This is a genomic window from Curtobacterium sp. RIT-PI-V (assembly GCF_025642935.1).
Taxonomy (GTDB): Bacteria; Actinomycetota; Actinomycetes; order Actinomycetales; family Microbacteriaceae; genus Curtobacterium.
Window position 1 is genome coordinate 12,052 of sequence record NZ_JANZKM010000006.1, and the last position, 23,649, is coordinate 35,700.

Genomic DNA, 23,649 nt, shown 5'->3' on the forward strand with positions numbered 1-23,649 from the left:
ACGCGCCCCCTGACGGTCATCGCGCCCCGGTGTGCGGGGGCGCGATGACCGTGGCGGGGCGCGATCGAGCGGGACCCCCGGGCGCCCCGCGCCCCGCCCGGCGCACCGCGCCTCCAGGCAGGCTGACGGGACCACGTGGAAGGCTGGGAGGCATGTCCACCGCCACCACCCGCCGCCGCTGGCCCGTCGTCCTGATCGTGGTCGTCGTCGTGCTCGCCGCCCTCGTCGTGATCGCCGAGTTCGTCCTGCGCGGGGTCGTCGACCGCATCATCGCCCAGCAGGTCGAGCAGTCGCTGCCCGACGGCACCACGGGCCAGGTCGAGGCGCACGCCGACGGCATCGTCATCCCGCAGCTGATCAGCGGCACCCTCGACCAGGTCGAGATCACGTCCGAGAAGCTCACCGTCGACGGCATCCCGCTCGCTGCCGACGTCACCGCGAAGGACGTCCCGGTGGACGGCAAGGGCGACGTGCACGACGTCGACGGCACCGTCACCCTGGCGTCGTCGAGCGTGGAGGACCTGTCGAAGTACAGCCCGCTGTTCGACCGGCTGACCCTGGTGGACGGCGGCGTCGAGCTGTCCGGTTCCACGGCGGTGCTCGGCTACGACATCACCTACGCGGCGAAGGGCGACGTGGTCGCGCAGGACGACGGTCGCGGCATCACGATCACCCCGAAGAGCGTGCGGATCACCAATTCCGACCTCGGTCTCAAGGTCGACTCGATCCCCGGCGTGACGAACGTGCCGGTGCAGGTCTGCACGGCGCAGTTCCTGCCCGAGGCGCTCCGCGTGCGCTCGCTCGACGTCTCGAAGGCCGACGCGACGGTGCGCATCACCGCGGACGCGCTGCCGCTCAACGAGCAGGGCCTGCAGACGGTCGGCAGCTGCGGCTGACCCCGTGGTGCGTAACGCGGCCGGGAGGCGCGGCTCGCGTCGGTAGGATCGGGTCCCGTGAGCGAGAACCCCCTTGCACCGCCGCGACTGCGGTTCCCGACGGATGCCTCCGAGCTGGTGGACCGGATCTGGCCCGCGTCCGCGACGCGGACCGACGACGGCGACCTGGCGGTCGGCGGTGTCAGCGCCACGGACCTCGTCCGGCAGTACGGCACCCCGCTGTACGTCGTCGACGAGCGGGACGTGCAGTCCCGCGCGGTCCGGGTGCGGAACGCGTTCACCGAGGCGTTCGAGGGCATCGGCACCCGTGCGCACGTCTACTACGCCGGCAAGGCGTTCCTGACGACGCAGGTCGTGGCGTGGATGGCCGAGGCCGACCTGCGCGTGGACGTCTGCACCGGCGGGGAGCTCGCGGTCGCCCTGGCCGCCGGCATCGACCCGGCGATGCTCGGCTTCCACGGCAACGACAAGTCCGACGCCGAGATCGCCCGCGCGGTCGAGGTCGGCGTCGGCACGATCGTGCTCGACAGCCACGAAGAGGTCCAGCGCGTTGCCCGTGCCGCTGCCGACGCCGGGGTGGTGCAGCGCGTCCGGATCCGCATCAACAGCGGCGTCCACGCGTCCACCCACGAGTACCTGGCGACCGCGCGCGAGGACCAGAAGTTCGGCATCCCGCTCACCGAGGCCGTCACCGCCGCCGAGGCCGTGCGCGCCGAGTCGTCGCTCGTGTTCGTCGGGCTGCACTCGCACATCGGGTCGCAGATCTTCGACGAGTCCGGGTTCCGCGAGGCCGCTCGACGCCTGATGGACGTGCACGCCACCCTCGTCGAGACCGGACCGGTGCCCGAACTGAACCTCGGCGGCGGCTGGGGCATCGACTACACCGAGGCCGACTCCGCGTTCGCGCCCGAGGACGTCGCCGACGCCCTCGCCGCGATCATCGCCGAGGCCTGCGCCGAACGGGACATCCCGGTGCCCGAGGTCGCGGTCGAGCCCGGTCGCTACATCGTCGGGCCGGCGGGCATCACGCTCTACCGCGTCGGCACGATCAAGCCCGTCACGCTCGAGACCGGCGACGGGGACACCGGCCACGCCACCCGCACCTACGTCTCCGTCGACGGCGGGATGAGCGACAACGCCCGACCTGCCCTGTACGGCGCCGACTACACCGCTCGCCTCGCCCGGACGTCCGAGGCGCCCGCCGTGCTCACCCGCGTCGTCGGGAAGCACTGCGAGAGCGGGGACATCGTGGTGAACGACGAGTACCTGCCGGGTGACGTCCAGCGCGGGGACCTGCTCGCCGTCGCGGCCACCGGCGCGTACTGCTGGGCGCTGTCGAGCAACTACAACCACGTGGGCCGCCCGCCGGTCGTCGCCGTGGCGGACGGCGCAGCCCGTATCCTCGTGCGGGGCGAGTCGATCGACGACCTCCTCGCCCGCGACACCGGCGTCCGCCCCGTGCCCCACGCCGGCACCGGCCGCTGACCCGACGAACAGGAACCAACTCCAGATGATCGAATACCGCAACGTCCGCGTCGCGCTGCTCGGGGCCGGCTCGGTCGGGTCCCAGGTCGCGCGGCTCCTGCTCGAGCACGCCGACGAACTCGCCTCGCGCGCCGGTGCCGGCCTCGAACTCGTCGGGATCGCCGTGCGCGACGTCGACGCCCCGCGTGACGTCGACCTGCCGAAGGACCTCTACACGACCGACGCCGAGTCGCTCATCCTCGGTGCCGACATCGTCGTCGAGCTCATCGGCGGCATCGAGCCGGCGCGCACGCTCGTGCTGCAGGCGCTGCAGTCCGGGGCGGACGTCGTGACCGGCAACAAGGCGCTCCTCGCGACCCACGGTCCGGAGCTCTTCGCGGTGGCCGAGCAGGTCGGCGCGCAGCTGTACTACGAGGCCGCCGTCGCCGGTGCCATCCCGATCATCCGCCCACTGCACGACTCGCTCGCGGGTGACCGCATCGAGCGGATCATGGGCATCGTCAACGGCACCACGAACTTCATCCTCGACCTGATGGACCGCGAGGGCGCCACGTTCGAGGACGCCCTGGCGACCGCGACCGAGCTCGGGTACGCCGAGGCCGACCCGACCGCCGACATCGAGGGCTACGACGCCGCGCAGAAGGCCGCGATCCTGGCCTCGCTCGCGTTCCACACCTCGGTGCCGCTCGCCGCCGTGCACCGCGAGGGCATCACCTCGGTCACCATCGAGCAGGTCCGCGCCGCGCGCAAGGCCGGCTACGTCGTGAAGATCCTGGCGACCGCCGAGCGGCTGACCGACGAGGACGGCCGCGAGGGCGTCAGCGCCCGCGTGTACCCGGCCCTCGTGCCGGAGTCGCACCCCCTGGCGAGCGTGCACGGCGCGAAGAACGCCGTGTTCGTCGAGGCCGAGGCCGCTGGCGACCTCATGTTCTACGGCGCCGGTGCCGGTGGTGTCGAGACCGCCTCTGCCGTCCTCGGCGACCTCGTGTCCGCCGCACGTCGGCACGTCATCGGCGGCCCGGGTGTCGCGGAGTCGACCCAGTCGGACCTGCCCGTCTTCCCGATCGGCACCGTCCGCACGCGCTACCAGATCACCCTGCACGTCACGGACGCCCCCGGCGTGCTGTCGACGGTCGCCGGCGTGCTCGCGAAGCACGGCGTGAGCGTCGAGACCGTCGAACAGACCACCACGGGTGCCTCCGAGGGGACGGCAGCGCTCGTCATCGGCACGCACCTGGCGCGCGAAGCCGACCTGGCGGACACCGTCCGCGCGCTCCGCGGCGAAGACGTGGTCCTGGACGTGACCAGCGTCCTGCGCTTCGTCGGCGCCTGACGCACCACGGGCCTCCAGGCCGACCCCGAACCGAAACCAGACCGACCCACCGGACAGAGAGAGAAGCCTGATGGCCCACCAGTGGCAGGGAGTCCTGCGCGAGTACGCCGACCGACTCGACGTGACCGAGGCGACGCCGATCGTCACGCTCGGTGAGGGCGGCACGCCCCTCATCCCGGCTCGCCGGCTCTCCGAGCGCACCGGCGCCGAGGTCTACGTCAAGTTCGAGGGCATGAACCCGACCGGGTCCTTCAAGGACCGCGGCATGACGATGGCGATCTCGAAGGCCGTCGAGCACGGCGCGAAGGCCGTCATCTGCGCCTCGACCGGCAACACCAGCGCCTCGGCCGCCGCGTACGCCACGCACGCCGGCATCACCGCCGCGGTGCTCGTGCCCGAGGGCAAGATCGCCATGGGCAAGCTCAGCCAGGCCGTCGCCCACGACGCCCAGCTGCTGCAGGTCCAGGGCAACTTCGACGACTGCCTCGACATCGCCCGAGACCTGGCGGCGAACTACCCGGTACACCTCGTCAACTCGGTCAACAACGACCGCATCGAGGGCCAGAAGACCGCTGCGTTCGAGGTCGTCGACGTCCTCGGCGACGCCCCGGACTTCCACTTCCTGCCGGTCGGCAACGCGGGCAACTACACCGCGTACTCCCGCGGCTACCGCGAGGACGTGGCCGCCGGTCGCACGACGAAGCTCCCGCGGATGTTCGGGTTCCAGGCCGCCGGTTCCGCACCGATCGTCCGTGGCGAGGTCGTCAAGAACCCCGACACCATCGCCTCCGCGATCCGCATCGGCAACCCGGCCTCGTGGCAGTTCGCCCTCGAGGCCCGTGACGAGACCGACGGCTACTTCGGCGCGATCTCGGACGAGGCGATCCTCGCCGCGCACCACATCCTGTCGGCCGAGGTCGGCGTCTTCGTCGAGCCCGCGTCGGCCATCGGTGTCGCCGGGCTGCTCGAGCGTGCCGATGCCGGCGTCGTGCCGAAGGGCGCGAAGGTCGTCATCACCGTCACCGGTCACGGCCTGAAGGACCCGCAGTGGGCCCTGCGCACCGAGGACGGCAGCGAGGTCACCCCGACGAGCGTGCCGGTCGACACCAAGTCGATCGCCGACGTGCTCGGACTGGTCGCGGCGCAGTGAGCCTCGACCGCTCGTCCGGACCGGGGGAGGGCGTCACCGCCCACAGTGCTGTACCGGCCGGACGGGCGGTCCACGCTGTGCCCGCCGGACGGGCCGTGCGCGTCCGCGTGCCGGCGACGTCCGCCAACCTCGGGCCGGGGTTCGACTCGCTCGGTCTCGCGCTCTCGCTGTACGACGAGGTCGTCGTCCGGGTCCGCCCGGAACCCGGTGCCACCGTCACGGTGCAGGGCGTCGGTGCCGGCGAGGTCGCCACCGACGACACGAACCTGGTCGTGCGTGCCGTCCGCCGCGGCCTCGAGCACGCCGGCGTCGACCAGCCCGGCCTCGAGCTGCACGCCACGAACGCGATCCCGCACGGCCGCGGGCTCGGTTCCTCGGCGGCCGCCATCGTCGCCGGCCTGATGGCGGCCCGCGGGCTGCTCGAGGGCATCGTCGACCTGGACGCCTCGACCCTGCTGAGCCTGGCCACCGAGATGGAGGGGCACCCGGACAACGTCGCCCCGGCACTGTTCGGTGGGCTCACCATCGCGTGGATGACGGCCGAGGGACCCGCGTACAAGCGGCTGCTGGTGCACCGCGGCGTCGCACCGGTCGTGTTCGTGCCGACGTCCACGCTGTCGACGAAGCTCGCCCGCTCCCTGCAGCCCGAGAACGTCCCGCACGCCGACGCCGCGTTCAACGTCTCCCGCTCCGCGCTGCTCGTCGCCGCGCTCATCCAGAGCCCCGAGCTCCTGCTCGCCGCGACCGAGGACCGCCTGCACCAGGCGTACCGGGCCAGCGCGATGCCCGAGACCGACGCACTGATCGGACTGCTCCGGCAGCACGGCCTCGCGGCCGTCGTGTCGGGGGCTGGACCGAGCCTGCTCGTGCTCGGCAGCGACCCGGCACAACGGCTCACGGCCGCGGATCTCGTCGCCCGACACGGGGAATCCGACTGGCGCGCGCTCATGCTGGCCGTCGATCTCGGTGGTGCTACAGTGGTGGCGCACTCGGCGCTCGAAGCCGAACCCGCGTAGTCGCCCGGACTGCTCGTGCCATGGGTCCCATCCCGTGGCCAGCTCCGACGCAGCGCAGGGTCCGGTGCGCGGGGGCACTCTCTTTCTGATCACCGAATCCCGGTCCGTCGTCTGAACGGCGGTCGATGCATACCCGTGCATCCGGGACGGTGGAAACTCTCCGCGTTCTGCGGTTCGAAAGGAAACACCGACCTTGACCGACAACAACTCCACCCCGGTGGAGATCCCCAGCGACCTGCGCGCCCTCCGCCTGCCGGAACTCCAGCGCATCGCCTCCTCGCTCGGCATCACCGGGCTCTCGAAGCTCCGCAAGGGCGACCTCATCGCCTCGATCGAGGACAAGCGCCCCGTCACGGACGACGTCCCCGCCGCGGCAGTGCCCGCCACGGCGCCGGTGACCGAGCAGCCGACGCTGCCGGAGCCCGCAGCCGAGGCGCCGACCGCTCCGGTCGCCGACCCCGAGGCCCCCGCCGTCGAGACCGAGCCGGCCGCGCCGTCGCGTGCCCGCCGTTCGCGCCGTGCGTCCTCCGGTGGCACCGTGAACGCCGGCCCGACCTCGGCCGCCGAGCACACCAACGCCGGCCACACCGGCACCGAGGACCTGCTCGCGGGCCTCGACCAGGTGCGTGCCGAGAAGGACGCCCAGGAAGCCGCCCAGTCGCAGACCGGTGGGCAGCGTCGCGGCCGCGGCCAGCGCGGTGCCGACCAGCAGGCCCAGCAGCCGAACGAGTCGGCCGAGCAGCAGACGCCGACCTCGGCACCTGCCCAGACCGAGCAGCCGGCCCGCGCCGAGCAGCAGAGCACCGAGGGCGAGTCGCAGGACCAGTCCAGTGCCTCCGACTCGGGCGAGCAGCACGACCAGAACGGTGAGGGCGGTTCGCGTCGTGGCCGTCGCAGCCGTGGTCGCGGTCGTGGCCGTGGGCAGAACGCCGAGAACGGCGAGCAGAACGGCGAGCAGCAGGACGGCCAGCAGCACCAGCAGGGCGGCCAGCAGAAGCAGAACGGCGGTGACCAGCAGAAGCAGGGCGACGCCAAGCAGGGCGACCCGAAGCAGGGCGACGCCAAGCAGCGCGACGCGAAGCAGGACGACCGCGCCGAGCAGAAGCAGCAGGCGGCGAACCAGCAGAAGCAGAACGGTCAGCAGAAGCAGGGCCAGCAGGCCCAGCAGAACGCCGACGACACCGAGGGCGGCCGCAGCCGTCGCCAGCGTGACCGCAAGCGCGGCCGTGGCGGCCAGAACGACGACTTCGAGCCCGAGGTCACCGAGGACGACGTGCTGATCCCGATCGCGGGCATCCTCGACGTCCTCGACAACTACGCGTTCGTCCGCACCACCGGCTACCTGCCCGGACCGAACGACGTCTACGTCTCCCTCGGCCAGGTGAAGAAGTACCACCTGCGCAAGGGCGACGCCGTCGTCGGTTCGATCAAGCAGCCCCGGGACAACGAGCAGCAGAGCCGTCAGAAGTACAACGCGCTCGTGACCGTCGACTCGGTCAACGGCCAGACCGCCGAAGAAGCAGCGGCCCGCGTCGAGTTCTCGGACCTCACCCCGCTGTACCCGAACGAGCGCCTGCGCCTCGAGACGGAGCCGGGCAAGCTGAGCACCCGCATCATCGACCTCGTGTCGCCGATCGGCAAGGGCCAGCGTGGCCTCATCGTCTCGCCGCCCAAGGCCGGCAAGACCGTCGTGCTGCAGGCGATCGCGAACGCCGTCGCGAAGAACAACCCCGAGGCGCACCTCATGGTCGTCCTCGTCGACGAGCGGCCCGAAGAGGTCACCGACATGCAGCGCACGGTGAAGGGCGAGGTCATCGCCTCGACCTTCGACCGTCCGGCCGAGGACCACACCACGGTCGCCGAGCTCGCCATCGAGCGTGCGAAGCGCCTGGTGGAGCTGGGCCACGACGTCGTGCTCCTGCTCGACTCGATCACCCGTCTGGGTCGTGCCTACAACCTGTCGACCCCGGCGTCGGGCCGCGTGCTCTCCGGTGGCGTCGACTCGGCGGCGCTCTACCCGCCGAAGCGATTCTTCGGTGCCGCGCGCAACATCGAGGACGGCGGCTCGCTGACCATCCTCGCCACCGCGCTCGTCGAGACCGGTTCCAAGATGGACGAGGTCATCTTCGAGGAGTTCAAGGGCACCGGCAACATGGAGCTCCGCCTGAACCGTCACCTGGCGGACAAGCGGATCTTCCCGGCCGTCGACGTCAACGCCTCCGGTACCCGTCGCGAGGAGCAGCTGCTCTCCGCCGACGAGGTCAAGATCACCTGGCGTCTGCGCCGAGCCCTCGCCGGGCTCGACCCGCAGCAGGCCCTCGAGATCGTGCTGCGGAACCTCAAGGAGACGCAGTCGAACGTCGAGTTCCTGGTGCAGGTGCAGAAGTCGGTCCCGACGACCGGCGGCGCTCACCACAACGGTCACCAGGAGTAACGCGTGTTCGAGTCGGTGGCAGGGCTGCTGGCGGAACACGAGGACCTGACGCAGCAGCTGTCGGACCCCGCGCTCCACGCCGATGCGGCCCGGGCGAAGAAGGTGAACCGGCGCTACGCCGAGCTCAACCAGATCAAGTCCGCGTACGAGTCCTGGCAGGCGGCGGGGGACGACCTCGCCGCCGCCCAGGAGCTCGCGCGTGAGGACTCGGCGTTCGCGGACGAGGTCCCCGGGCTCGAGGAGCAGTTGGCGGAGCGCCAGGAGCGTCTCCGCCGGCTGCTCATCCCGCGCGACCCCGACGACGGTCGCGACGTGATCATGGAGATCAAGGGCGGCGAGGGCGGCGAGGAATCGGCGCTGTTCGCGGCCGACCTCCTGCGCATGTACTCGCACTACGCCGAGACCAAGGGCTGGAAGGTCGAGCTCCTCGAGCGCACCGAGTCCGACCTGGGTGGCTACAAGGACGTCCAGGTCGCGATCAAGTCGAACACGACCGACCCGTCGCAGGGCGTCTGGGCGCACCTGAAGTACGAGGGCGGCGTGCACCGTGTGCAGCGCGTGCCGCAGACCGAGTCGCAGGGGCGCATCCACACCTCGACGACCGGCGTGCTGGTGTTCCCCGAGGTCGACGAGCCCGAAGAGGTCGCGATCAACCAGAACGACCTGAAGATCGACGTGTACCGGTCCTCCGGCCCCGGCGGGCAGTCCGTCAACACGACGGACTCCGCCGTCCGCATCACCCACCTGCCCACGGGCATCACGGTGGCGATGCAGAACGAGAAGTCGCAGCTGCAGAACCGTGAGGCCGGCATGCGCGTGCTCCGCGCACGCATCCTCGCGCGGCAGCAGGAGGAGCTCGACGCGATCGCCTCGGACGCGCGCAAGTCGCAGATCCGCGGGATGGACCGCTCGGAGCGCATCCGGACGTACAACTTCCCGGAGAACCGGATCGCGGACCACCGCACCGGCTACAAGGCGTACGACCTCGACCGCGTCATGAACGGTGCACTCGAGCCCGTCGTCCAGTCCGCCATCCAGGCGGACGAAGAGGCACGTCTGGCCGCCATCGGCGACCAGGACGCGTAGCCCTGGAGGCACGGATCACCTCCGACACGCCCCGCACGTTCGCCGCGGATCGCCTGCTCGAGCAGGCGGCCGCGGCGCTCGTCGCGTCCGGCGTCCCGACGCCCCAGGTCGACGCCGAGCTGCTGCTCGCGTGGGCGACCGACACCTCGCGCGGTGCCGTGCAGGCCCGCGCGATGACCGGCGGCGCGATCGCTCCGGAGCACGTCGAGCGCTTCCGGCACGCGATCGCGCGGCGGAGCACCCGCGAGCCGCTGCAGCACATCACCGGGCAGGCGTACTTCCGTGCACTGACCCTGGCGGTCGGACCCGGCGTGTTCGTGCCCCGTCCCGAGACCGAGGGCGTCGTGCAGTTCGGCATCGACGCGCTGCGGGCCGTGGCCGTCCCGGAGCCGATCGCGGTCGACCTCGGGTCCGGCAGCGGTGCGATCGCGATCGCCATGGACACCGAGGTGCCGAACGCCGTCGTGTACGCCGTCGAGCGGTCGCCCGAGGCCCTGCCCTGGACTCGCCGGAACATCGACGCTCACGGCGGCACGGTGCGACTCGTCGAGGGCGACCTCGCCGATGCGCTGCCCGAACTCGACGGCACCGTCTCGGTCGTCGTGTCGAACCCGCCCTACGTACCGGACGACGCGATCCCGATCGACCCCGAGGTCCGCGACCACGACCCCGCGATGGCGCTGTACGGCGGACCGGACGGCCTCGACGCCGTGCGCGCCCTGGCCGAGACGGCGTGGCGGCTGCTCGTGCCCGGCGGGGTGCTCGTCATCGAGCACGCCGAGCCGCAGGGCGCCGGCGTCCGGCAGGTCCTGGCGCGCCGGGGGTTCCGGACCCCGGAGACGCACGTCGACCTGACGGGCCGCGACCGCACGACCACCGCGACCCGGTAGGCGGACGCACCCCGGGCCTCCCGGTCAGTGTGTCGTGCTCAGCGGAAACGGGCGTACCTGGTCGTTCGGAACGACCAGGTACGCCCGTTTCTGGTTCCCATCGCGAACGTGATGGGAAGGATCAGGCGACGGGGGAGGCCTCGCGCTGCTGCGCGACGAAGGCGCGGACGTGCTCGCGCAGGTCGGTGTCACGCTCGACCAGGACCGCGTGGATGCCGACGCTCCGGGCACCCGCGATGTTCTCCGGCATGTCGTCGGCGAAGAACGTGCGCTCGGCGGGCACGCCGTGGTGTTCGATGGCGCGGCGGAAGACCTCGGGCTCGGGTTTGCGGGCGCCGAAGTTGCTCGACGTGTCCAGGTGCTCGCCGAACAGCCCCGGCAGTGACGGTGCCCACTGGTGGATCCACCGACCCGCGAGCGGCCCGTTGTTGGTGAGCAGGCCGACACGCCCGTGCTCGCTCGCGATCCGGACGGCCTCGATGCGTTCCGGCAGCTCGGTCATCGCGGACCCGCGGATGCGCGCCCACTCGGCCTCGGGGACGTCGCACTCCATGGCCCGCTCGAACGCGGCGAGGTACTCGTCGCCGTCGGCGAAGTCGCCGGCCTCGGCACGCATCTCGTGGCCGCAGTCCCACCAGCGGCGACGGAGCTCCTCGAACTCGTGTCCGGTGAACTCGGAGAGTGCGGCCATCCGCACCTGCCAGTCGTACCGGACCAGGACGTCGTCCATGTCGAAGAGGAACAGGAGGTGGGGCGCAGGGGACTCGTTCACGATGTCCTCCATTGTGTCGCACTATCATCGTCGAGTCATGGCATCCCGATACGACTGCACCGACTCCGACGGGCTCCTGACCGGGATGCGGCTCGCACGTGCCGCCCTCGGGCGCGGAGACCTCGTCGTCGTCCCCACCGACACCGTCTACGGCCTCGCCGCGGACGCCTTCAACGCGGCCGCCGTCCAGCGGCTGCTCGACGCGAAGGGCCGGACGCGGCAGTCGCCGCCGCCGGTGCTGATCCCCGGCCCGCCGACGCTCGACGCGCTCGCGAGCGACGTGCCGCAGCAGGTGCGCGACCTCGTCGCCGAGTTCTGGCCCGGCGGCCTGACCGTGATCCTGCGGGCGCAGCCGTCGCTCGACTGGGACCTCGGTGAGACGCGGGGCACGGTCGCCCTGCGGATGCCGGACTCGCGGATCGCGCTCGAGCTCCTGCAGGAGGTCGGTCCGCTCGCGGTCTCGTCCGCGAACTCGACCGGCGACCCGGCCGCGATGGACGTCGACGCCGCCGAGCGGATGCTCGGGGACAGCGTCGCCGTGTACCTGGACGGCGGGGCGATCGGCGAGCACGAGGGCTTCGAGGCCTCCACCGGGTCGACGATCGTCGACGCGACGGGGCTGTCGGACGGCGGGAAGCTCCGCATCGTCCGGCACGGGGTGATCTCCGACGACGAGATCACCCGGGTCGTCGGGGCCGACCTCGTCGGATGAAGTACTACCTGCTGGCGGGGGCGATCGCCGCGGTCGTGAGCTTCTTGGTCAGCGTGCTGGTGTGGAAGCTCGGGCTGAAGTACAAGTGGTACCCCCAGGTCCGCGAACGCGACGTGCACCGCACGCCGACGCCACGGCTCGGCGGGATCGCGATGTACATCGGCGTCATCGTGTCGCTGTTGGCGGCGTGGTTCCTGTTCCCGTCGATCGCGGGGACCGACTACTTCCGGCTCGTGTTCTCCGAACCCGGGCGCGTGCTGGCGGTGCTCGGGGGAGCGACGATCATCGTGGTCCTCGGCGTCGCGGACGACATCTGGGACCTCGACTGGATGACGAAGCTCGCGGGGCAGATCATCGCCGCGGGCATCCTCGCCTGGCAGGGCGTCGCGATCGTGTCGCTGCCGATCGGCAACACGCTGGGCGTCGGCTCGTCCTACATGAGCCTGATCTTCACGGTGCTGGCGGTGGTGCTCGTGATGAACGCGGTGAACTTCATCGACGGACTCGACGGCCTGGTCGCCGGGGTCGCGATCATCGCCGGCGGGGTGTTCTTCCTCTACACGTTCTTCATCAACCGCGTGGTCGTGCAGACCGAGTTCTTCTTCAACCTGCCGTCACTGCTGACGGCGGTGCTCGTCGGGTCCTGCTTCGGGTTCCTCATCCTGAACTGGCACCCGGCGAAGCTGTTCATGGGCGACGCGGGAGCGCTGCTCGTCGGCTTCCTGATGGCCACGAGTGCGGTGTCGGTCACGGGCAACATCGACCCCGCCGCGGTGCAGACACGCCAGGCGCTGCTGCCGGCGTTCATCCCGATCCTGCTGCCCTTCGCGATCTTGATCGTGCCGATCCTGGACTTCGGTCTCGCGGTCACCCGACGGCTCAGCGCGGGCAAGTCGCCGTTCTCGGCCGACCGCAAGCACCTGCACCACCGCCTGCTCGACATGGGGCACTCGCACTTCCACGCCGTGCTGATCTTCTACGCGTGGACCGCCACCGTCGCGGTCGGGTGCCTGCTGTTCCTGTTCGTGGACTGGTACTGGGTGGTCGCCTTCGTCGCGGTCGGCTTCACCGTGTGCGCCGTCGCCACGTTCGCGCCGCTCGGCCGGAAGCGCACCGAGATCGCCGCACAGACCGCCAACCGCTCCGCCGCCGTGGTGGACGCCAGCCTCGACCCGCTCGACCGGGCCGCCAACGACCGCACGATCCCAGGAGACATCACGTGACCGCACCGAACGCGCTCGACCACGTCCGGCCGGTGTTCCGCCGCATCATCACGTGGGGCGCCGTGCTCGCGGTCGCCCTGGCGATCGTCGGGGGAGTCGTGGGACTGCTCGTCGCCGACACTCCCGGGCTCGTCGGCGGCCTGCTCGGAGCCGTGCTCAGCGTGGTGTTCCTCGGCCTCACCGCGGTCAGTGTCCTCGTCGCGCTGCGGGTGTCCAAGGGCCAGATGATCTCCGGCGCCTTCTTCGGCATCGTGATGGGCACCTGGCTGCTCAAGTTCATCGTGTTCATCGTGCTGCTCGTGGCCCTGAAGGACCGCACCTGGGTGGACTTCCCGGTGCTCGCGATCGTGATCATCGCGGGGGTCGTCGGGTCCCTGGTCATCGACGTCGTCGCGGTGGCGAAGGCCCGCATCCCGATCGGCGTGCAGCTGCCCGGCGACGGGTCCGGTGGCTCCGCGCACGCTGAGAACCCGACCCCCCGCAACTGAGAAGCCGGGAAGCCTCTCGCACCTGATAGGCTTCTCGGAGTCCGCCACCGGAGCCTTTCGCTCGGAGCGGGCAAGCCTCCACAACGTCCACCATCGCGTGCCATGATGTGCGCGCGCCGACACAGGAGACAGCGCTGCTATCCCACGCTCTTCCCCTGTCCCTCTCTGCTGCGGTTGACACCGTTGCGGCGGGGAGCAGCAAGGCCGCCGAGTTCCATGGTCCGTCGATCAACGAGTTCTTCCCGGATGCGATCTTCTTCGCCGGGACGCCGTTCGAGATCGATCGGGTCGTCCTCATCCGCTTCTTCGCCGTCGCCGTGCTCCTGGTGTTCGCCTTCGTGGGAACCCGCGCGCTGAAGCTCGTCCCGAACCGCGGTCAGGCGTTCATCGAGTACGCGTTCGACGTCGTTCGTCGCAACACCTTCGACAACCTCGGAGAGAAGGACGGCAAGCGATTCCTGCCGCTCCTGGCGACGATCTTCTTCGGCGTGCTGTTCATGAACCTGACCGGTCTGATCCCGGGCATGAACCTCGCCGGCACCAGTCGCATCGCGATGCCGATGATCCTCGCGATCGTCGCCTACGTCGCGTTCATCTACGCCGGCCTCCGCAAGCACCCGGGCACGTTCCTCCGGAACTCGCTCTTCCCGCCCGGGGTGCCGTGGTTCCTCTACATCATCGTGACGCCGATCGAGCTCGTCTCGACCTTCGTGCTCCGTCCGGTGACGCTCACCCTGCGACTCCTGATGAACATGGTCGTCGGGCACCTGCTGCTCGTCCTGTTCTTCTCGGCCACGCAGTTCTTCTTCTTCGACGCTTCGCTCGGCTTCAAGGCCTTCGGCGTCGGGACCCTCGCGTTCGGCATCGCGTTCAGCTTCTTCGAGATCCTCGTCGCGCTGCTGCAGGCCTACGTCTTCATGCTCCTCACCGCCGTCTACATCCAGCTGGCGCTGGCTGACGAGCACTGATTCCTCACTGACCCCCTACGGGACCGGCAACCGTCGGACCCGCACCTCGAAAGGAAAACACGTGGACGCAACGACCGTTCTCGCGGAGATCAACGGCAACATCGCGACGGTTGGCTACGGCCTCGCTGCGATCGGCCCGGCCATCGGTGTCGGCATCGTCGTCGGCAAGACGATCGAGTCCGTCGCCCGCCAGCCCGAGCTCCAGGGCCGCCTGACGACCCTCATGTACATCGGTATCGCCTTCACCGAGGCCCTGGCCTTCATCGGCATCGCCACGTACTTCATCTTCACGAACTAAGGTTCCTCGATGCACAACGCACTCATCATCGCGGCGGAGGAGACGCACAACCCCCTCATTCCGCCGCTGTACGACATCGTGTGGTCCGCGGTGGCCTTCCTCATCATCCTCGTGGTGATGTGGCGTGTCGTCACGCCGCGCATCACGAAGATGCTCGATGAGCGCACTGAGGCCATCGAGGGTGGCATCAAGAAGGCAGAGGCTGCTCAGGAGCAGGCCGCTGCTGCGCTCGACGAGTACAACAAGCAGCTCGCCGACGCCCGGTCCGAGGCGTCCCGCATCCGTGAGCAGGCCCGCGCCGACGCCACGGCGATCGGCAACGAGGTCCGCGAGCAGGCAGCGGCCGATGCAGCACGCATCACGGCCAACGCCCAGGCGCAGATCGAAGCCGAGCGTCAGAGCGCCGTCCAGTCGCTCCGGTCCGAGGTGGGCACCCTTGCCCTCGACCTCGCGTCCGGTGTGATCGGCGAATCGCTCAAGGACGACGCCAAGTCGTCAGCAGTCGTCGACCGCTTCCTCGCCGACCTCGAGGCCTCGCAGGCCACGAAGACGGGGGAGCACTGAGCATGCGCAGCGCTACCAGAGAAGCACTCGCGTCCACCAGGGCGGTGCTCTCGGACCTCGGTTCGAGCGCCGACCTGGCCGCGGGTGCCGAGATCCTCGCCTCCGGGCGTGCGATCGCCGGTGCGCCGCAGCTGCTCGGGCTGCTGTCCGACCCGACGGCCGACCCGGCCGGCAAGAAGGTCCTCATCGACCGCGTCTTCGCCGGCCAGTCGCACGCGACTCGTGCGGTCCTGACGGCAGTGGCCGGCTCACGTTGGTCCTCGCAGCAGGACCTGCTCGCCGGCATCGAGGACGCGGGCATCCGCGCCGTCGCCGCCACCGCGGGTAGCGGCTCACCGATCGAGTCCGAGCTGTTCGCCTTCGAGACAGCCGTCCGTTCGGACGCCGGCCTCGAGCTGGCGCTCGGCACGAAGCTCGGCAGCCCGGCGCAGAAGGGCGCGCTCGTCGAGCGGCTCCTCGGTGCCAAGGCGTCGCAGCAGACCGTGACGATCGTCTCCGCGCTCGTGCAGCAGCCTCGCGGCCGCCGCATCGGTGAACTCGTCCGTGATGCCTCGCGCATCGTGGCCGAGCAGGACGGCAAGCTCGTCGCGACCGTGGTCACCGCCACGGCACTCACGACCGCCCAGTCGGCACGCGTTGCACGCGGTCTGGCCGAGCGCTACGGCAAGGACATCAGCATCAACCAGGTCGTCGACCCCACGGTCGTCGGCGGGGTCCGGGTGCAGATCGGCGGCGACGTCATCGACGGCACCGTGTCCACGCGGCTCTCGGAGCTCCGGCTCCAGCTCGCCGGCTAGGCGTACGGTCGAAGCCGCTCCTCCCAAGTCCACAACGGGAACTGCCGAGTCCGGCAGCGTCACCCTCTCGGAGCCGAAGGGCCCCGGAAAACCACAAGGAAAATCCCATGGCAGACATCACCATCAGCCCCGATGAGATCCGTGATGCCCTGAAGGACTTCGTCTCGAACTACGAGCCGACGAAGGCCTCCACGGCCGAGGTCGGGCACGTCACCGACGCCGGTGACGGCATCGCGCACGTCGAGGGCCTCCCCGGCGTCATGGCCAACGAGCTCATCCGCTTCGCGGACGGCACGCTCGGCCTCGCGCAGAACCTCGACGAAGACGAGATCGGCGCGATCGTGCTCGGCGAGTTCGCCGGCATCGAAGAAGGCATGGAAGTCACGCGTACCGGTGAGGTCCTCTCGGCCCCCGTCGGTGACGGCTTCCTCGGTCGCGTCGTCGACCCGCTCGGCGCCCCGATCGACGGCCTCGGCGAGATCGCAGCCGAAGGGCGTCGTGCCCTCGAGCTCCAGGCTCCCGGCGTCATGTCCCGCAAGTCGGTGCACGAGCCGCTGCAGACCGGCATCAAGGCCATCGACGCGATGATCCCCGTCGGCCGCGGTCAGCGTCAGCTGATCATCGGCGACCGCCAGACCGGCAAGACGGCCATCGCGATCGACACGATCATCAACCAGAAGGCCAACTGGGAGTCCGGCGACGAGGACAAGCAGGTCCGCTGCATCTACGTCGCGATCGGTCAGAAGGGCTCCACGATCGCCTCCGTCAAGGGCGCGCTCGAGGACGCCGGTGCGATGGAGTACACCACCATCGTCGCCGCCCCCGCGTCCGACCCGGCCGGCTTCAAGTACCTCGCCCCGTACACCGGTTCGGCCATCGGCCAGCACTGGATGTACTCCGGCAAGCACGTCCTCATCATCTTCGACGACCTGTCGAAGCAGGCTGAGGCCTACCGCGCCGTGTCGCTCCTCCTGCGTCGTCCGCCGGGGCGCGAGGCGTACCCGGGTGACGTCTTCTACCTGCACTCCCGTCTGCTGGAGCGTTGCGCGAAGCTGTCCGACGAGCTCGGCGCCGGTTCGATGACGGGTCTCCCGATCATCGAGACCAAGGCGAACGACGTCTCGGCGTACATCCCGACCAACGTCATCTCCATCACCGACGGCCAGATCTTCCTGCAGTCGGACCTCTTCAACGCGAACCAGCGTCCGGCTGTCGACGTGGGCATCTCGGTGTCCCGCGTCGGTGGTGACGCCCAGGTCAAGTCGATCAAGAAGGTCTCCGGCACGCTGAAGCTCGAGCTGGCGCAGTACCGCTCCCTCGAGGCGTTCGCGATGTTCGCGTCCGACCTCGACCAGGCGTCGCGTCGTCAGCTGGACCGTGGTGCCCGTTTGACCGAGCTCCTCAAGCAGCCGCAGTACTCGCCGTACCCGGTCGAGGAGCAGGTCGTCTCGATCTGGGCCGGCACGAACGGCAAGCTCGACACCGTCCCGGTGCCGGACGTGCTGCGCTTCGAGTCCGAACTGCTCGACCACCTGCGTCGCAACTCCGAGGTCCTCACGACCCTGCGGGAGACGAACCAGCTCAGCGACGAGACCGTCGCCGAGATGTCGAAGCAGATCGACGAGTTCTCGAAGAGCTTCCAGACGAGCGACGGCAAGACCCTCGGCTCCGAGCAGTTCGACGCGGCAGACGCCGAGGACGTCGACCAGGAGCAGATCGTCAAGGGTCGTCGCTAGATGGCAGCGCAGGTCCGGGTCTACCGACAGCGAATCAAGTCCGCGAAGACCACGAAGAAGGTCACTCGCGCGATGGAACTGATCTCGGCGTCGCGGATCCAGAAGGCGCAGGCCCGCATGGCTGCGTCCGGCCCGTACTCGCGAGCCGTGACGCGTGCGGTGTCGGCCGTGGCGACGTTCTCGAACGTCGACCACGTGCTGACCACCGAGCCGGAGTCCTCGACCCGTGCGGCCGTGGTGCTCTTCACCTCGGACCGCGGCCTGAACGGCGCGTTCAGCACGAACGTCCTCAAGCAGGGCGAGGAGCTCGCCTCCCTGCTCCGCAGCGAGGGCAAGGACGTCGTCTACTACCTGGTCGGCCGCAAGTCCGTCGGGTACTTCGCGTTCCGTGAGCGCGCGTCGGAGCAGCAGTGGGTCGGCAACACCGACCAGCCCGAGTTCTCGACGGCCAAGGAGATCGGCGACGCCGTCGTGGCGAAGTTCCTCCAGGACACCGCGGAGGGCGGCGTGGACGAGATCCACATCGTGTTCAACCGGTTCCTCAGCCTGGCGACGCAGGAGCCGCAGGTCGTTCGCCTGCTGCCCCTCGAGGTCGTCGAAGGGGTCGAGGAGCCCGAGGGCAACGAGCCCCTGCCGCTCTACGAGTTCGAGCCGGACGCCGATGCGGTGCTCGATTCGCTGCTCCCGGTCTACATCGAGAGCCGCATCTTCAACGCCATGCTGCAGTCGGCTGCTTCCGAGCACGCCGCCCGTCAGAAGGCGATGAAGGCGGCCAGCGACAACGCGGACTCGCTGATCCGTGACTTCACCCGACTCGCGAACAACGCGCGTCAGGCGGAGATCACGCAGCAGATCTCCGAGATCGTCGGCGGCGCCGACGCCCTCTCGTCGAAGAAGAAGTAGTCCGCGTCGTTCGCGGACAGATACCCACCCTCAGGAAGGCACCAGCCATGACCGACACCGCAACCACCGCGGTCGAGACGTCGTCGGCGCCCGGTGTCGGCCGGATCGCCCGTGTCACGGGTCCCGTCGTCGACATCGAGTTCCCCCACGACGCAATCCCGGAGATGTACAACCTCCTGTTCACGACCATCACCATCGGTGACTCGTCGCAGGAGATCGGCCTCGAGGTCGCCCAGCACCTGGGCGACGACCTGGTCCGTGCCATCTCCCTGAAGCCGACCGACGGCCTGGTCCGTGGCCAGGAGGTCCGTGACTCGGGCGCTCCGATCTCGGTCCCCGTCGGCGACGTCACCAAGGGCAAGGTCTTCGACGTCCTCGGGAACGTGCTCAACACGGACGAGAAGCTCGAGATCACCGAGCGCTGGCCGATCCACCGCAAGGCCCCGGCCTTCGACCAGCTCGAGTCGAAGACCTCGATGTTCGAGACCGGCATCAAGTCCATCGACCTCCTCACCCCGTACGTGCAGGGTGGCAAGATCGGCCTCTTCGGTGGTGCGGGCGTCGGCAAGACGGTCCTCATCCAGGAGATGATCCAGCGCGTTGCGCAGGACCACGGCGGTGTGTCGGTGTTCGCCGGTGTCGGTGAGCGCACCCGTGAGGGCAACGACCTCATCGGTGAGATGGAAGAGGCGGGGGTCTTCGACAAGACGGCCCTCGTGTTCGGCCAGATGGACGAGCCGCCGGGAACGCGTCTCCGCGTGGCCCTGTCGGCGCTGACGATGGCGGAGTACTTCCGCGATGTCCAGAAGCAGGACGTGCTCCTCTTCATCGACAACATCTTCCGCTTCACGCAGGCCGGCTCCGAGGTCTCGACGCTGCTCGGTCGCATGCCGTCCGCCGTGGGCTACCAGCCCAACCTCGCCGACGAGATGGGTGTGCTCCAGGAGCGCATCACCTCGACGCGTGGTCACTCGATCACCTCGCTGCAGGCGATCTACGTGCCGGCTGACGACTACACCGACCCGGCTCCGGCCACCACGTTCGCGCACCTCGACGCGACCACCGAGCTCTCGCGTGAGATCGCGTCGCAGGGTCTGTACCCCGCGATCGACCCGCTGACCTCGACGTCGCGGATCATGGACCCGCGGTACCTGGGCGCCGACCACTACGAGACGGCCACGCGCGTCAAGCAGATCCTCCAGAAGAACAAGGAACTGCAGGAGATCATCGCCATCCTCGGTGTCGACGAGCTCTCCGAAGAGGACAAGATCACGGTCGAGCGTGCTCGTCGTATCCAGCAGTTCCTCTCGCAGAACACGTACATGGCGAAGAAGTTCACGGGCGTCGAGGGCTCCACGGTGCCGCTCAAGGACACCATCGAGTCCTTCCGCGCCATCGCCGACGGCGAGTTCGACCACGTTGCGACGCAGGCGTTCTTCAACGTCGGTGGCATCAACGACGTGGAAGAGAAGTGGGCACAGATCCAGAAGGAGAACCGCTGACATGGCGGGTCTCAGCGTGAGCGTCGTCTCGGCCGACCGTGAGGTCTGGTCGGGCGACACCACCATGGTCGTCGCACGCACGACAGAGGGCCAGATCGGCATCCTCGTGGGACACGAGCCGATGCTCGCGATCCTCGCGCAGGGTCAGGTCCGCATCACGCGGGCCGACGGGTCGACCGTCGCGGTCGACGCCGAAGACGGCTTCCTGTCGGTGGAGCACGACACGGTGACGATCGTCGCGCGGCAGGCCGCGCTGGCGTCCTGACCGGACTGACCGTCCTCCTCCCGCCTTCGGAGACGAAGCGGGAGGGTGGGGACACGAGCCGCACGCTCGACCTGCGTGCACTCTCGTTCCCGGAACTGGCCGAAGAGCGGGCCGCGGTGATCGCCGCGGCCCGCTCCGTCAGTTCCGAGGAGTCCTCGGCCCGGACGGCTCTGAAGCTCGGCCCGAAGTCGATCGCCGAACGGTTCCGTAACCTCGAGCTCGACACGTCGGGCACGATGCCGGCGATCGAGCGGTACACAGGGGTGCTCTACGATCCCCTCGGCGCGCAGACCGCCGATGCGTCGACGCGGGCGTGGTGGCACGACCACGTCGTCGTGCAGTCGGCCATGTTCGGACCGATCGGCGCTGGTGACCCGATCCCGGCGTACCGCTTGTCGCACGACTCCCGGCTCGGGACGGTCCGGCTGGCGTCGCACTGGCCCACGGCCTCGTCCCGGGTCCTGATCGAACGGGCGGACGGCTTGGTGCTCGATCTCCGGTCCGAGGGGTACCGTCAGCTCGGTCCCCTCCCGCAGGCGGTCGCCCCGCGGGTCGTGAGCATCGACGGCTCCGGTCGGCGGCGGGCGTTGAACCACTGGAACAAGACCGCCAAGGGCCGACTGGTCGCGCTGCTCGCGCGCACCGGAGCGGTCGTCGCGACCATGGACGACCTGGTCGACTGGGCCGCCGCGCACGGAGTCGTGGTCGAACGCAGCGACTCCGGCTGGGACCTGGTCGCCGAGAGCCTGGAACCCGTCACCGCCTGACCATCGCCCCGGTCCGTCCTCCACAGGATGGGCCGGGGCGCTGCTGTCCACAGGTGGTCGGTTCGTGCCTGACTGGAGGCCCGGATCAGGCTTCGATGGCGTGCATGATCCCCTTGACGGCACACACCCCCGACCACACCGCAGTCCGGTTCCCTCGCGAGATCGCGGCGGCGGTCACCCTCCCGGCAGCGGCCGCAGCGCTGGTCACGTCCGGCGTCGGCGCGGGCTCCCGCGTCGGCGCGATCGCGATCGTCACCGCCTGCGGTGCGCTGTCCACCCGCATGGCGCTCATCCCGTTCCTCGCCAGCCGAGACCAGCCGGATCCGCGGGCCATCCGGGGGTTCGACCCGTTCGACGACCCGACGCCGCCGGCGTTGCACGGCATCGGACCGGAACCGGACCGCGCTCGTCTGCGCACGGCCGGCGACCGTTGTGCCGAGGCCTGGCGGGTCTGGTGCGCCGAGGGTCGTCAGGTGGACAGTACGGCCGGAGCCGCCGGTGCGCTCGCACTCGGAGCCTGGTGCGCGTGGGCGCTCGGGTCGTCGGCCCGCGCCGAGACTCGGGCGCGCTACGCCCTCGAGACCCGTGCCGACGACCCGCTCGCCGGGCTGGTCCTGCGCTCGGTCCTGGCCGGCAGCGCGCCGACGTGGGCCGGGCCCCGTCGTGACCGTCACCGATCGTGACCGGTGCGGACGGCCGTCGGCGCGGTGTGGCGGGTCGACCGGATCGTCTACGGTGGAGGACACCACATCCGAAGGGCTCCGGTTGCGCGACGACGACATCGAGGACACCGTCATCCGGCGACCCCGCGGTGCCGGTGGCGGCGATCGCTTCGACGACGTGCTCGGCGACACCGTCATCCGACCGCCCACAGAGCCGTCCGAACCGGTCGGCGACCGTGCCGACGAGCCTGCCGACGACGGAGCCGACCCGGAGGACACGGTCGTCCGCGCCCGTGTCCGGAGCGCCGTCGGACCGAGCGTGCCCGCCGGCACCGCCACGGGCCTCCCGTCCGTCCCTGCCGCGCCCGCGGCGCGCGTGCCGTCGATCCGCATCGGCGACCGCACCTTCCGTCTGGACCACCCGGTCGTCATCGGACGGCGTCCGTCGCTGCCGCGGATCACCAGCGGCCCCGAACCGGAACTCGTGACGGTGCGGTCCGCCAACGGGCAGGTGTCGTCCTCGCACGTCCGCATCCACGCCGAGGGCGAAGCCGTGGTGGTGCAGGACCTGCGGTCCACGAACGGCACCGTCGTCCGACCGGCCGGCGCGCCGGTGTACCGCATGGCATCGGGTGCGTCGATCGTCGCGCTGACGGGTACGGTAGTCGAGGTCGGTGACGGCAACGCCATCGAGGTTCTCTCGCCGTACCTCCGGGTCGCACCGACGGCGGACGGGTTCCCACCGGTTCCCCCGTGGCCCACCGACCAGACAGCACACGGCACGCCCCGAACCCCCAGAGAGCGATCCTGAAACGTGACCGAACTCGGCCGAGCAGCCACTGCGCACGCCATCGACGTCCCCGGTGCCGACGGCGCCACCCTGACGCTCTCGTGGGGAGCCGCGACCGACGTCGGTCGTCGCCGTGACCACAACGAGGACAGCTACATCGTCGGGGCGCCGTTCTTCGTCGTCGCCGACGGCATGGGCGGACACCTCGCCGGCGACCGCGCGAGCGACGCCGTCGTGCGTCGACTCGAGCAGGTGACGCAGGAGCCCTTCACCACGCGGCAGGGCATCCAGCGCGCGCTGCTGCTCGCCACGGCCGACATCGAGCGTGCAGCCGGCGGCAACGCGATCGGAGCGGGCACGACCGTCACCGGCATCGCCCTGGTCGCGTCGCTCGGGCAGCCGGCGGCGCTCGTCTTCAACGTCGGCGACTCCCGGACCTACCGGATCGAGGACGGCGTGCTGCGCCGCGTCACCGTGGACCACTCCGTGGTGCAGGAGATGGTCGACGCCGGGTTGCTGCGGGCCGAGGACGCCGAACAGCACCCGGACAGCAACGTCATCACGCGCGCGGTCGGCTTCGGCGAACCGCCGGCGCCCGACTGGTGGACCCTGCCGCTCCGCGCGGGCGACCGGTACATCGTCTGCTCCGACGGCCTGACGAAGGAGCTCGGCGACGCCGGCATCGCGCGCATCGCGGCGCGGGAAGCCGGTGCGCAGGGGCTCGCCGAACGCCTCGTCGGCGACGCGGTCGTCGCCGGGGGACGCGACAACGTCACCGTCGTGGTGCTCCAGGTCGACGCCGCCCCGGACGACGGCGACCTCGAGGACACCCTGCCGCGGCACTGACCGCCGGCGCACGACCCCCCGAACTGGGGGAGTGCGCCCGTCCACAGGTGGTCGGTGTGCGGATCG

At 70.2% G+C, this 23,649-nt stretch carries 24 protein-coding genes; 23 read left to right on the forward strand and 1 reads right to left on the reverse strand.

Annotated elements, in window-relative coordinates; genetic code table 11:
* Window positions 1-152: 152 nt before the first annotated feature.
* The 8 genes from OGL88_RS06005 (at window position 153) to prmC (ending at window position 10,290) form a co-directional block, all read left to right on the forward strand.
* Window positions 153-896 (forward strand): DUF2993 domain-containing protein, encoded by a 744-nt coding sequence (locus tag OGL88_RS06005; protein ID WP_263090545.1) that lies wholly within the window; start codon window positions 153-155, stop codon window positions 894-896.
* 57 nt (window positions 897-953) lie between these two features.
* Window positions 954-2,381, forward strand: coding sequence for a diaminopimelate decarboxylase (gene lysA, locus OGL88_RS06010; protein ID WP_263090547.1), 1,428 nt, complete (start codon window positions 954-956; stop codon window positions 2,379-2,381).
* Between the two features lie 25 nt (window positions 2,382-2,406).
* Complete coding sequence (locus OGL88_RS06015) at window positions 2,407-3,714, forward strand: homoserine dehydrogenase (RefSeq protein WP_263090549.1); 1,308 nt, start codon at window positions 2,407-2,409, stop codon at window positions 3,712-3,714.
* A 70-nt stretch (window positions 3,715-3,784) separates the two neighbouring features.
* Window positions 3,785-4,864 carry a threonine synthase gene (gene thrC, locus OGL88_RS06020; protein WP_123294272.1) on the forward strand — a complete coding sequence of 360 codons (1,080 nt, stop codon included), beginning with the start codon at window positions 3,785-3,787 and terminating at the stop codon, window positions 4,862-4,864.
* Window positions 4,865-4,941: 77 nt separating this feature from the next.
* Complete coding sequence (thrB, locus tag OGL88_RS06025) at window positions 4,942-5,880, forward strand: homoserine kinase (RefSeq protein WP_228510102.1); 939 nt, start codon at window positions 4,942-4,944, stop codon at window positions 5,878-5,880.
* A 193-nt stretch (window positions 5,881-6,073) separates the two neighbouring features.
* The gene (gene rho / locus OGL88_RS06030) at window positions 6,074-8,314 is read left to right on the forward strand and encodes a transcription termination factor Rho (protein ID WP_263090556.1); all 2,241 of its coding nucleotides are present in this window, start codon (window positions 6,074-6,076) and stop codon (window positions 8,312-8,314) included.
* 3 nt (window positions 8,315-8,317) lie between these two features.
* On the forward strand, window positions 8,318-9,400 hold the full coding sequence (prfA, locus tag OGL88_RS06035; RefSeq protein WP_111083862.1) for a peptide chain release factor 1: 1,083 nt from the start codon (window positions 8,318-8,320) through the stop codon (window positions 9,398-9,400).
* 14 nt (window positions 9,401-9,414) lie between these two features.
* The gene (prmC, locus tag OGL88_RS06040; RefSeq protein ID WP_374114426.1) at window positions 9,415-10,290 is read left to right on the forward strand and encodes a peptide chain release factor N(5)-glutamine methyltransferase; all 876 of its coding nucleotides are present in this window, start codon (window positions 9,415-9,417) and stop codon (window positions 10,288-10,290) included.
* A gap of 121 nt (window positions 10,291-10,411) precedes the next feature.
* On the opposite strand, the gene OGL88_RS18005 is transcribed toward prmC, so the two are convergent.
* Complete coding sequence (locus OGL88_RS18005; RefSeq protein ID WP_263090558.1) at window positions 10,412-11,062, reverse strand: HAD family hydrolase; 651 nt, start codon at window positions 11,060-11,062, stop codon at window positions 10,412-10,414.
* Window positions 11,063-11,099: 37 nt separating this feature from the next.
* On the opposite strand from OGL88_RS18005, the gene OGL88_RS06050 reads away from it, so the two are divergent.
* From OGL88_RS06050 to OGL88_RS06120, 15 genes are all read left to right on the forward strand, one after another.
* Complete coding sequence (locus tag OGL88_RS06050) at window positions 11,100-11,774, forward strand: L-threonylcarbamoyladenylate synthase (protein ID WP_123312393.1); 675 nt, start codon at window positions 11,100-11,102, stop codon at window positions 11,772-11,774.
* A complete protein-coding gene (locus OGL88_RS06055) occupies window positions 11,771-12,997 on the forward strand; it encodes an MraY family glycosyltransferase (protein WP_111083866.1) in 1,227 nt (408 codons plus the stop codon). Before OGL88_RS06050 ends, OGL88_RS06055 begins: the two co-directional genes overlap by 4 nt.
* Window positions 12,994-13,485 carry a hypothetical protein gene (locus OGL88_RS06060; RefSeq protein ID WP_263090562.1) on the forward strand — a complete coding sequence of 164 codons (492 nt, stop codon included), beginning with the start codon at window positions 12,994-12,996 and terminating at the stop codon, window positions 13,483-13,485. The genes OGL88_RS06055 and OGL88_RS06060 overlap by 4 nt, the downstream gene beginning before the upstream one ends.
* Before the next feature lie 107 nt (window positions 13,486-13,592).
* Window positions 13,593-14,453: a F0F1 ATP synthase subunit A gene (gene atpB, locus OGL88_RS06065; protein WP_333925860.1), complete on the forward strand. Its 861-nt coding sequence runs from the start codon at window positions 13,593-13,595 to the stop codon at window positions 14,451-14,453.
* Window positions 14,454-14,514: 61 nt separating this feature from the next.
* A complete protein-coding gene (gene atpE, locus OGL88_RS06070; RefSeq protein ID WP_027465781.1) occupies window positions 14,515-14,751 on the forward strand; it encodes an ATP synthase F0 subunit C in 237 nt (78 codons plus the stop codon).
* A gap of 9 nt (window positions 14,752-14,760) precedes the next feature.
* The gene (locus tag OGL88_RS06075; RefSeq protein WP_123937768.1) at window positions 14,761-15,315 is read left to right on the forward strand and encodes a F0F1 ATP synthase subunit B; all 555 of its coding nucleotides are present in this window, start codon (window positions 14,761-14,763) and stop codon (window positions 15,313-15,315) included.
* 2 nt (window positions 15,316-15,317) lie between these two features.
* A complete protein-coding gene (locus OGL88_RS06080; protein WP_205462531.1) occupies window positions 15,318-16,112 on the forward strand; it encodes a F0F1 ATP synthase subunit delta in 795 nt (264 codons plus the stop codon).
* Between the two features lie 107 nt (window positions 16,113-16,219).
* Window positions 16,220-17,848, forward strand: a complete 1,629-nt coding sequence (gene atpA, locus OGL88_RS06085) for a F0F1 ATP synthase subunit alpha (RefSeq protein ID WP_123312397.1) — start codon at window positions 16,220-16,222, stop codon at window positions 17,846-17,848.
* Window positions 17,849-18,751, forward strand: a complete 903-nt coding sequence (locus tag OGL88_RS06090; protein ID WP_123312398.1) for a F0F1 ATP synthase subunit gamma — start codon at window positions 17,849-17,851, stop codon at window positions 18,749-18,751.
* Between the two features lie 47 nt (window positions 18,752-18,798).
* Window positions 18,799-20,253, forward strand: coding sequence for a F0F1 ATP synthase subunit beta (gene atpD, locus OGL88_RS06095; protein WP_065959250.1), 1,455 nt, complete (start codon window positions 18,799-18,801; stop codon window positions 20,251-20,253).
* A 1-nt stretch (window position 20,254) separates the two neighbouring features.
* Window positions 20,255-20,518 (forward strand): F0F1 ATP synthase subunit epsilon, encoded by a 264-nt coding sequence (locus OGL88_RS06100; RefSeq protein WP_263090575.1) that lies wholly within the window; start codon window positions 20,255-20,257, stop codon window positions 20,516-20,518.
* A gap of 5 nt (window positions 20,519-20,523) precedes the next feature.
* Window positions 20,524-21,285, forward strand: coding sequence for a YaaA family protein (locus OGL88_RS06105; RefSeq protein ID WP_263090681.1), 762 nt, complete (start codon window positions 20,524-20,526; stop codon window positions 21,283-21,285).
* A gap of 104 nt (window positions 21,286-21,389) precedes the next feature.
* Window positions 21,390-21,968, forward strand: a complete 579-nt coding sequence (locus OGL88_RS06110; protein WP_263090576.1) for a hypothetical protein — start codon at window positions 21,390-21,392, stop codon at window positions 21,966-21,968.
* 52 nt (window positions 21,969-22,020) lie between these two features.
* Window positions 22,021-22,758, forward strand: a complete 738-nt coding sequence (locus tag OGL88_RS06115; protein ID WP_263090577.1) for an FHA domain-containing protein — start codon at window positions 22,021-22,023, stop codon at window positions 22,756-22,758.
* Between the two features lie 3 nt (window positions 22,759-22,761).
* Window positions 22,762-23,583 (forward strand): PP2C family protein-serine/threonine phosphatase, encoded by an 822-nt coding sequence (locus OGL88_RS06120; protein WP_123294286.1) that lies wholly within the window; start codon window positions 22,762-22,764, stop codon window positions 23,581-23,583.
* Window positions 23,584-23,649 lie beyond the last annotated feature (66 nt).

Excerpts from the sequence above, each read along its gene's own strand:
- OGL88_RS06005 (WP_263090545.1), top strand. The coding sequence starts at position 153 with ATGTCCACCGCCACCACCCGCCGCCGCTGGCCCGTCGTCCTGATCGTG.
- OGL88_RS06015 (WP_263090549.1), top strand. The coding sequence starts at position 2,407 with ATGATCGAATACCGCAACGTCCGCGTCGCGCTGCTCGGGGCCGGCTCG.
- thrC (WP_123294272.1), top strand. The coding sequence starts at position 3,785 with ATGGCCCACCAGTGGCAGGGAGTCCTGCGCGAGTACGCCGACCGACTC.
- OGL88_RS06050 (WP_123312393.1), top strand. The coding sequence starts at position 11,100 with ATGGCATCCCGATACGACTGCACCGACTCCGACGGGCTCCTGACCGGG.
- OGL88_RS06055 (WP_111083866.1), top strand. The coding sequence starts at position 11,771 with ATGAAGTACTACCTGCTGGCGGGGGCGATCGCCGCGGTCGTGAGCTTC.
- OGL88_RS06075 (WP_123937768.1), top strand. The coding sequence starts at position 14,761 with ATGCACAACGCACTCATCATCGCGGCGGAGGAGACGCACAACCCCCTC.
- OGL88_RS06080 (WP_205462531.1), top strand. The coding sequence starts at position 15,318 with ATGCGCAGCGCTACCAGAGAAGCACTCGCGTCCACCAGGGCGGTGCTC.
- atpA (WP_123312397.1), top strand. The coding sequence starts at position 16,220 with ATGGCAGACATCACCATCAGCCCCGATGAGATCCGTGATGCCCTGAAG.
- OGL88_RS06090 (WP_123312398.1), top strand. The coding sequence starts at position 17,849 with ATGGCAGCGCAGGTCCGGGTCTACCGACAGCGAATCAAGTCCGCGAAG.
- atpD (WP_065959250.1), top strand. The coding sequence starts at position 18,799 with ATGACCGACACCGCAACCACCGCGGTCGAGACGTCGTCGGCGCCCGGT.
- OGL88_RS06100 (WP_263090575.1), top strand. The coding sequence starts at position 20,255 with ATGGCGGGTCTCAGCGTGAGCGTCGTCTCGGCCGACCGTGAGGTCTGG.
- OGL88_RS06110 (WP_263090576.1), top strand. The coding sequence starts at position 21,390 with ATGATCCCCTTGACGGCACACACCCCCGACCACACCGCAGTCCGGTTC.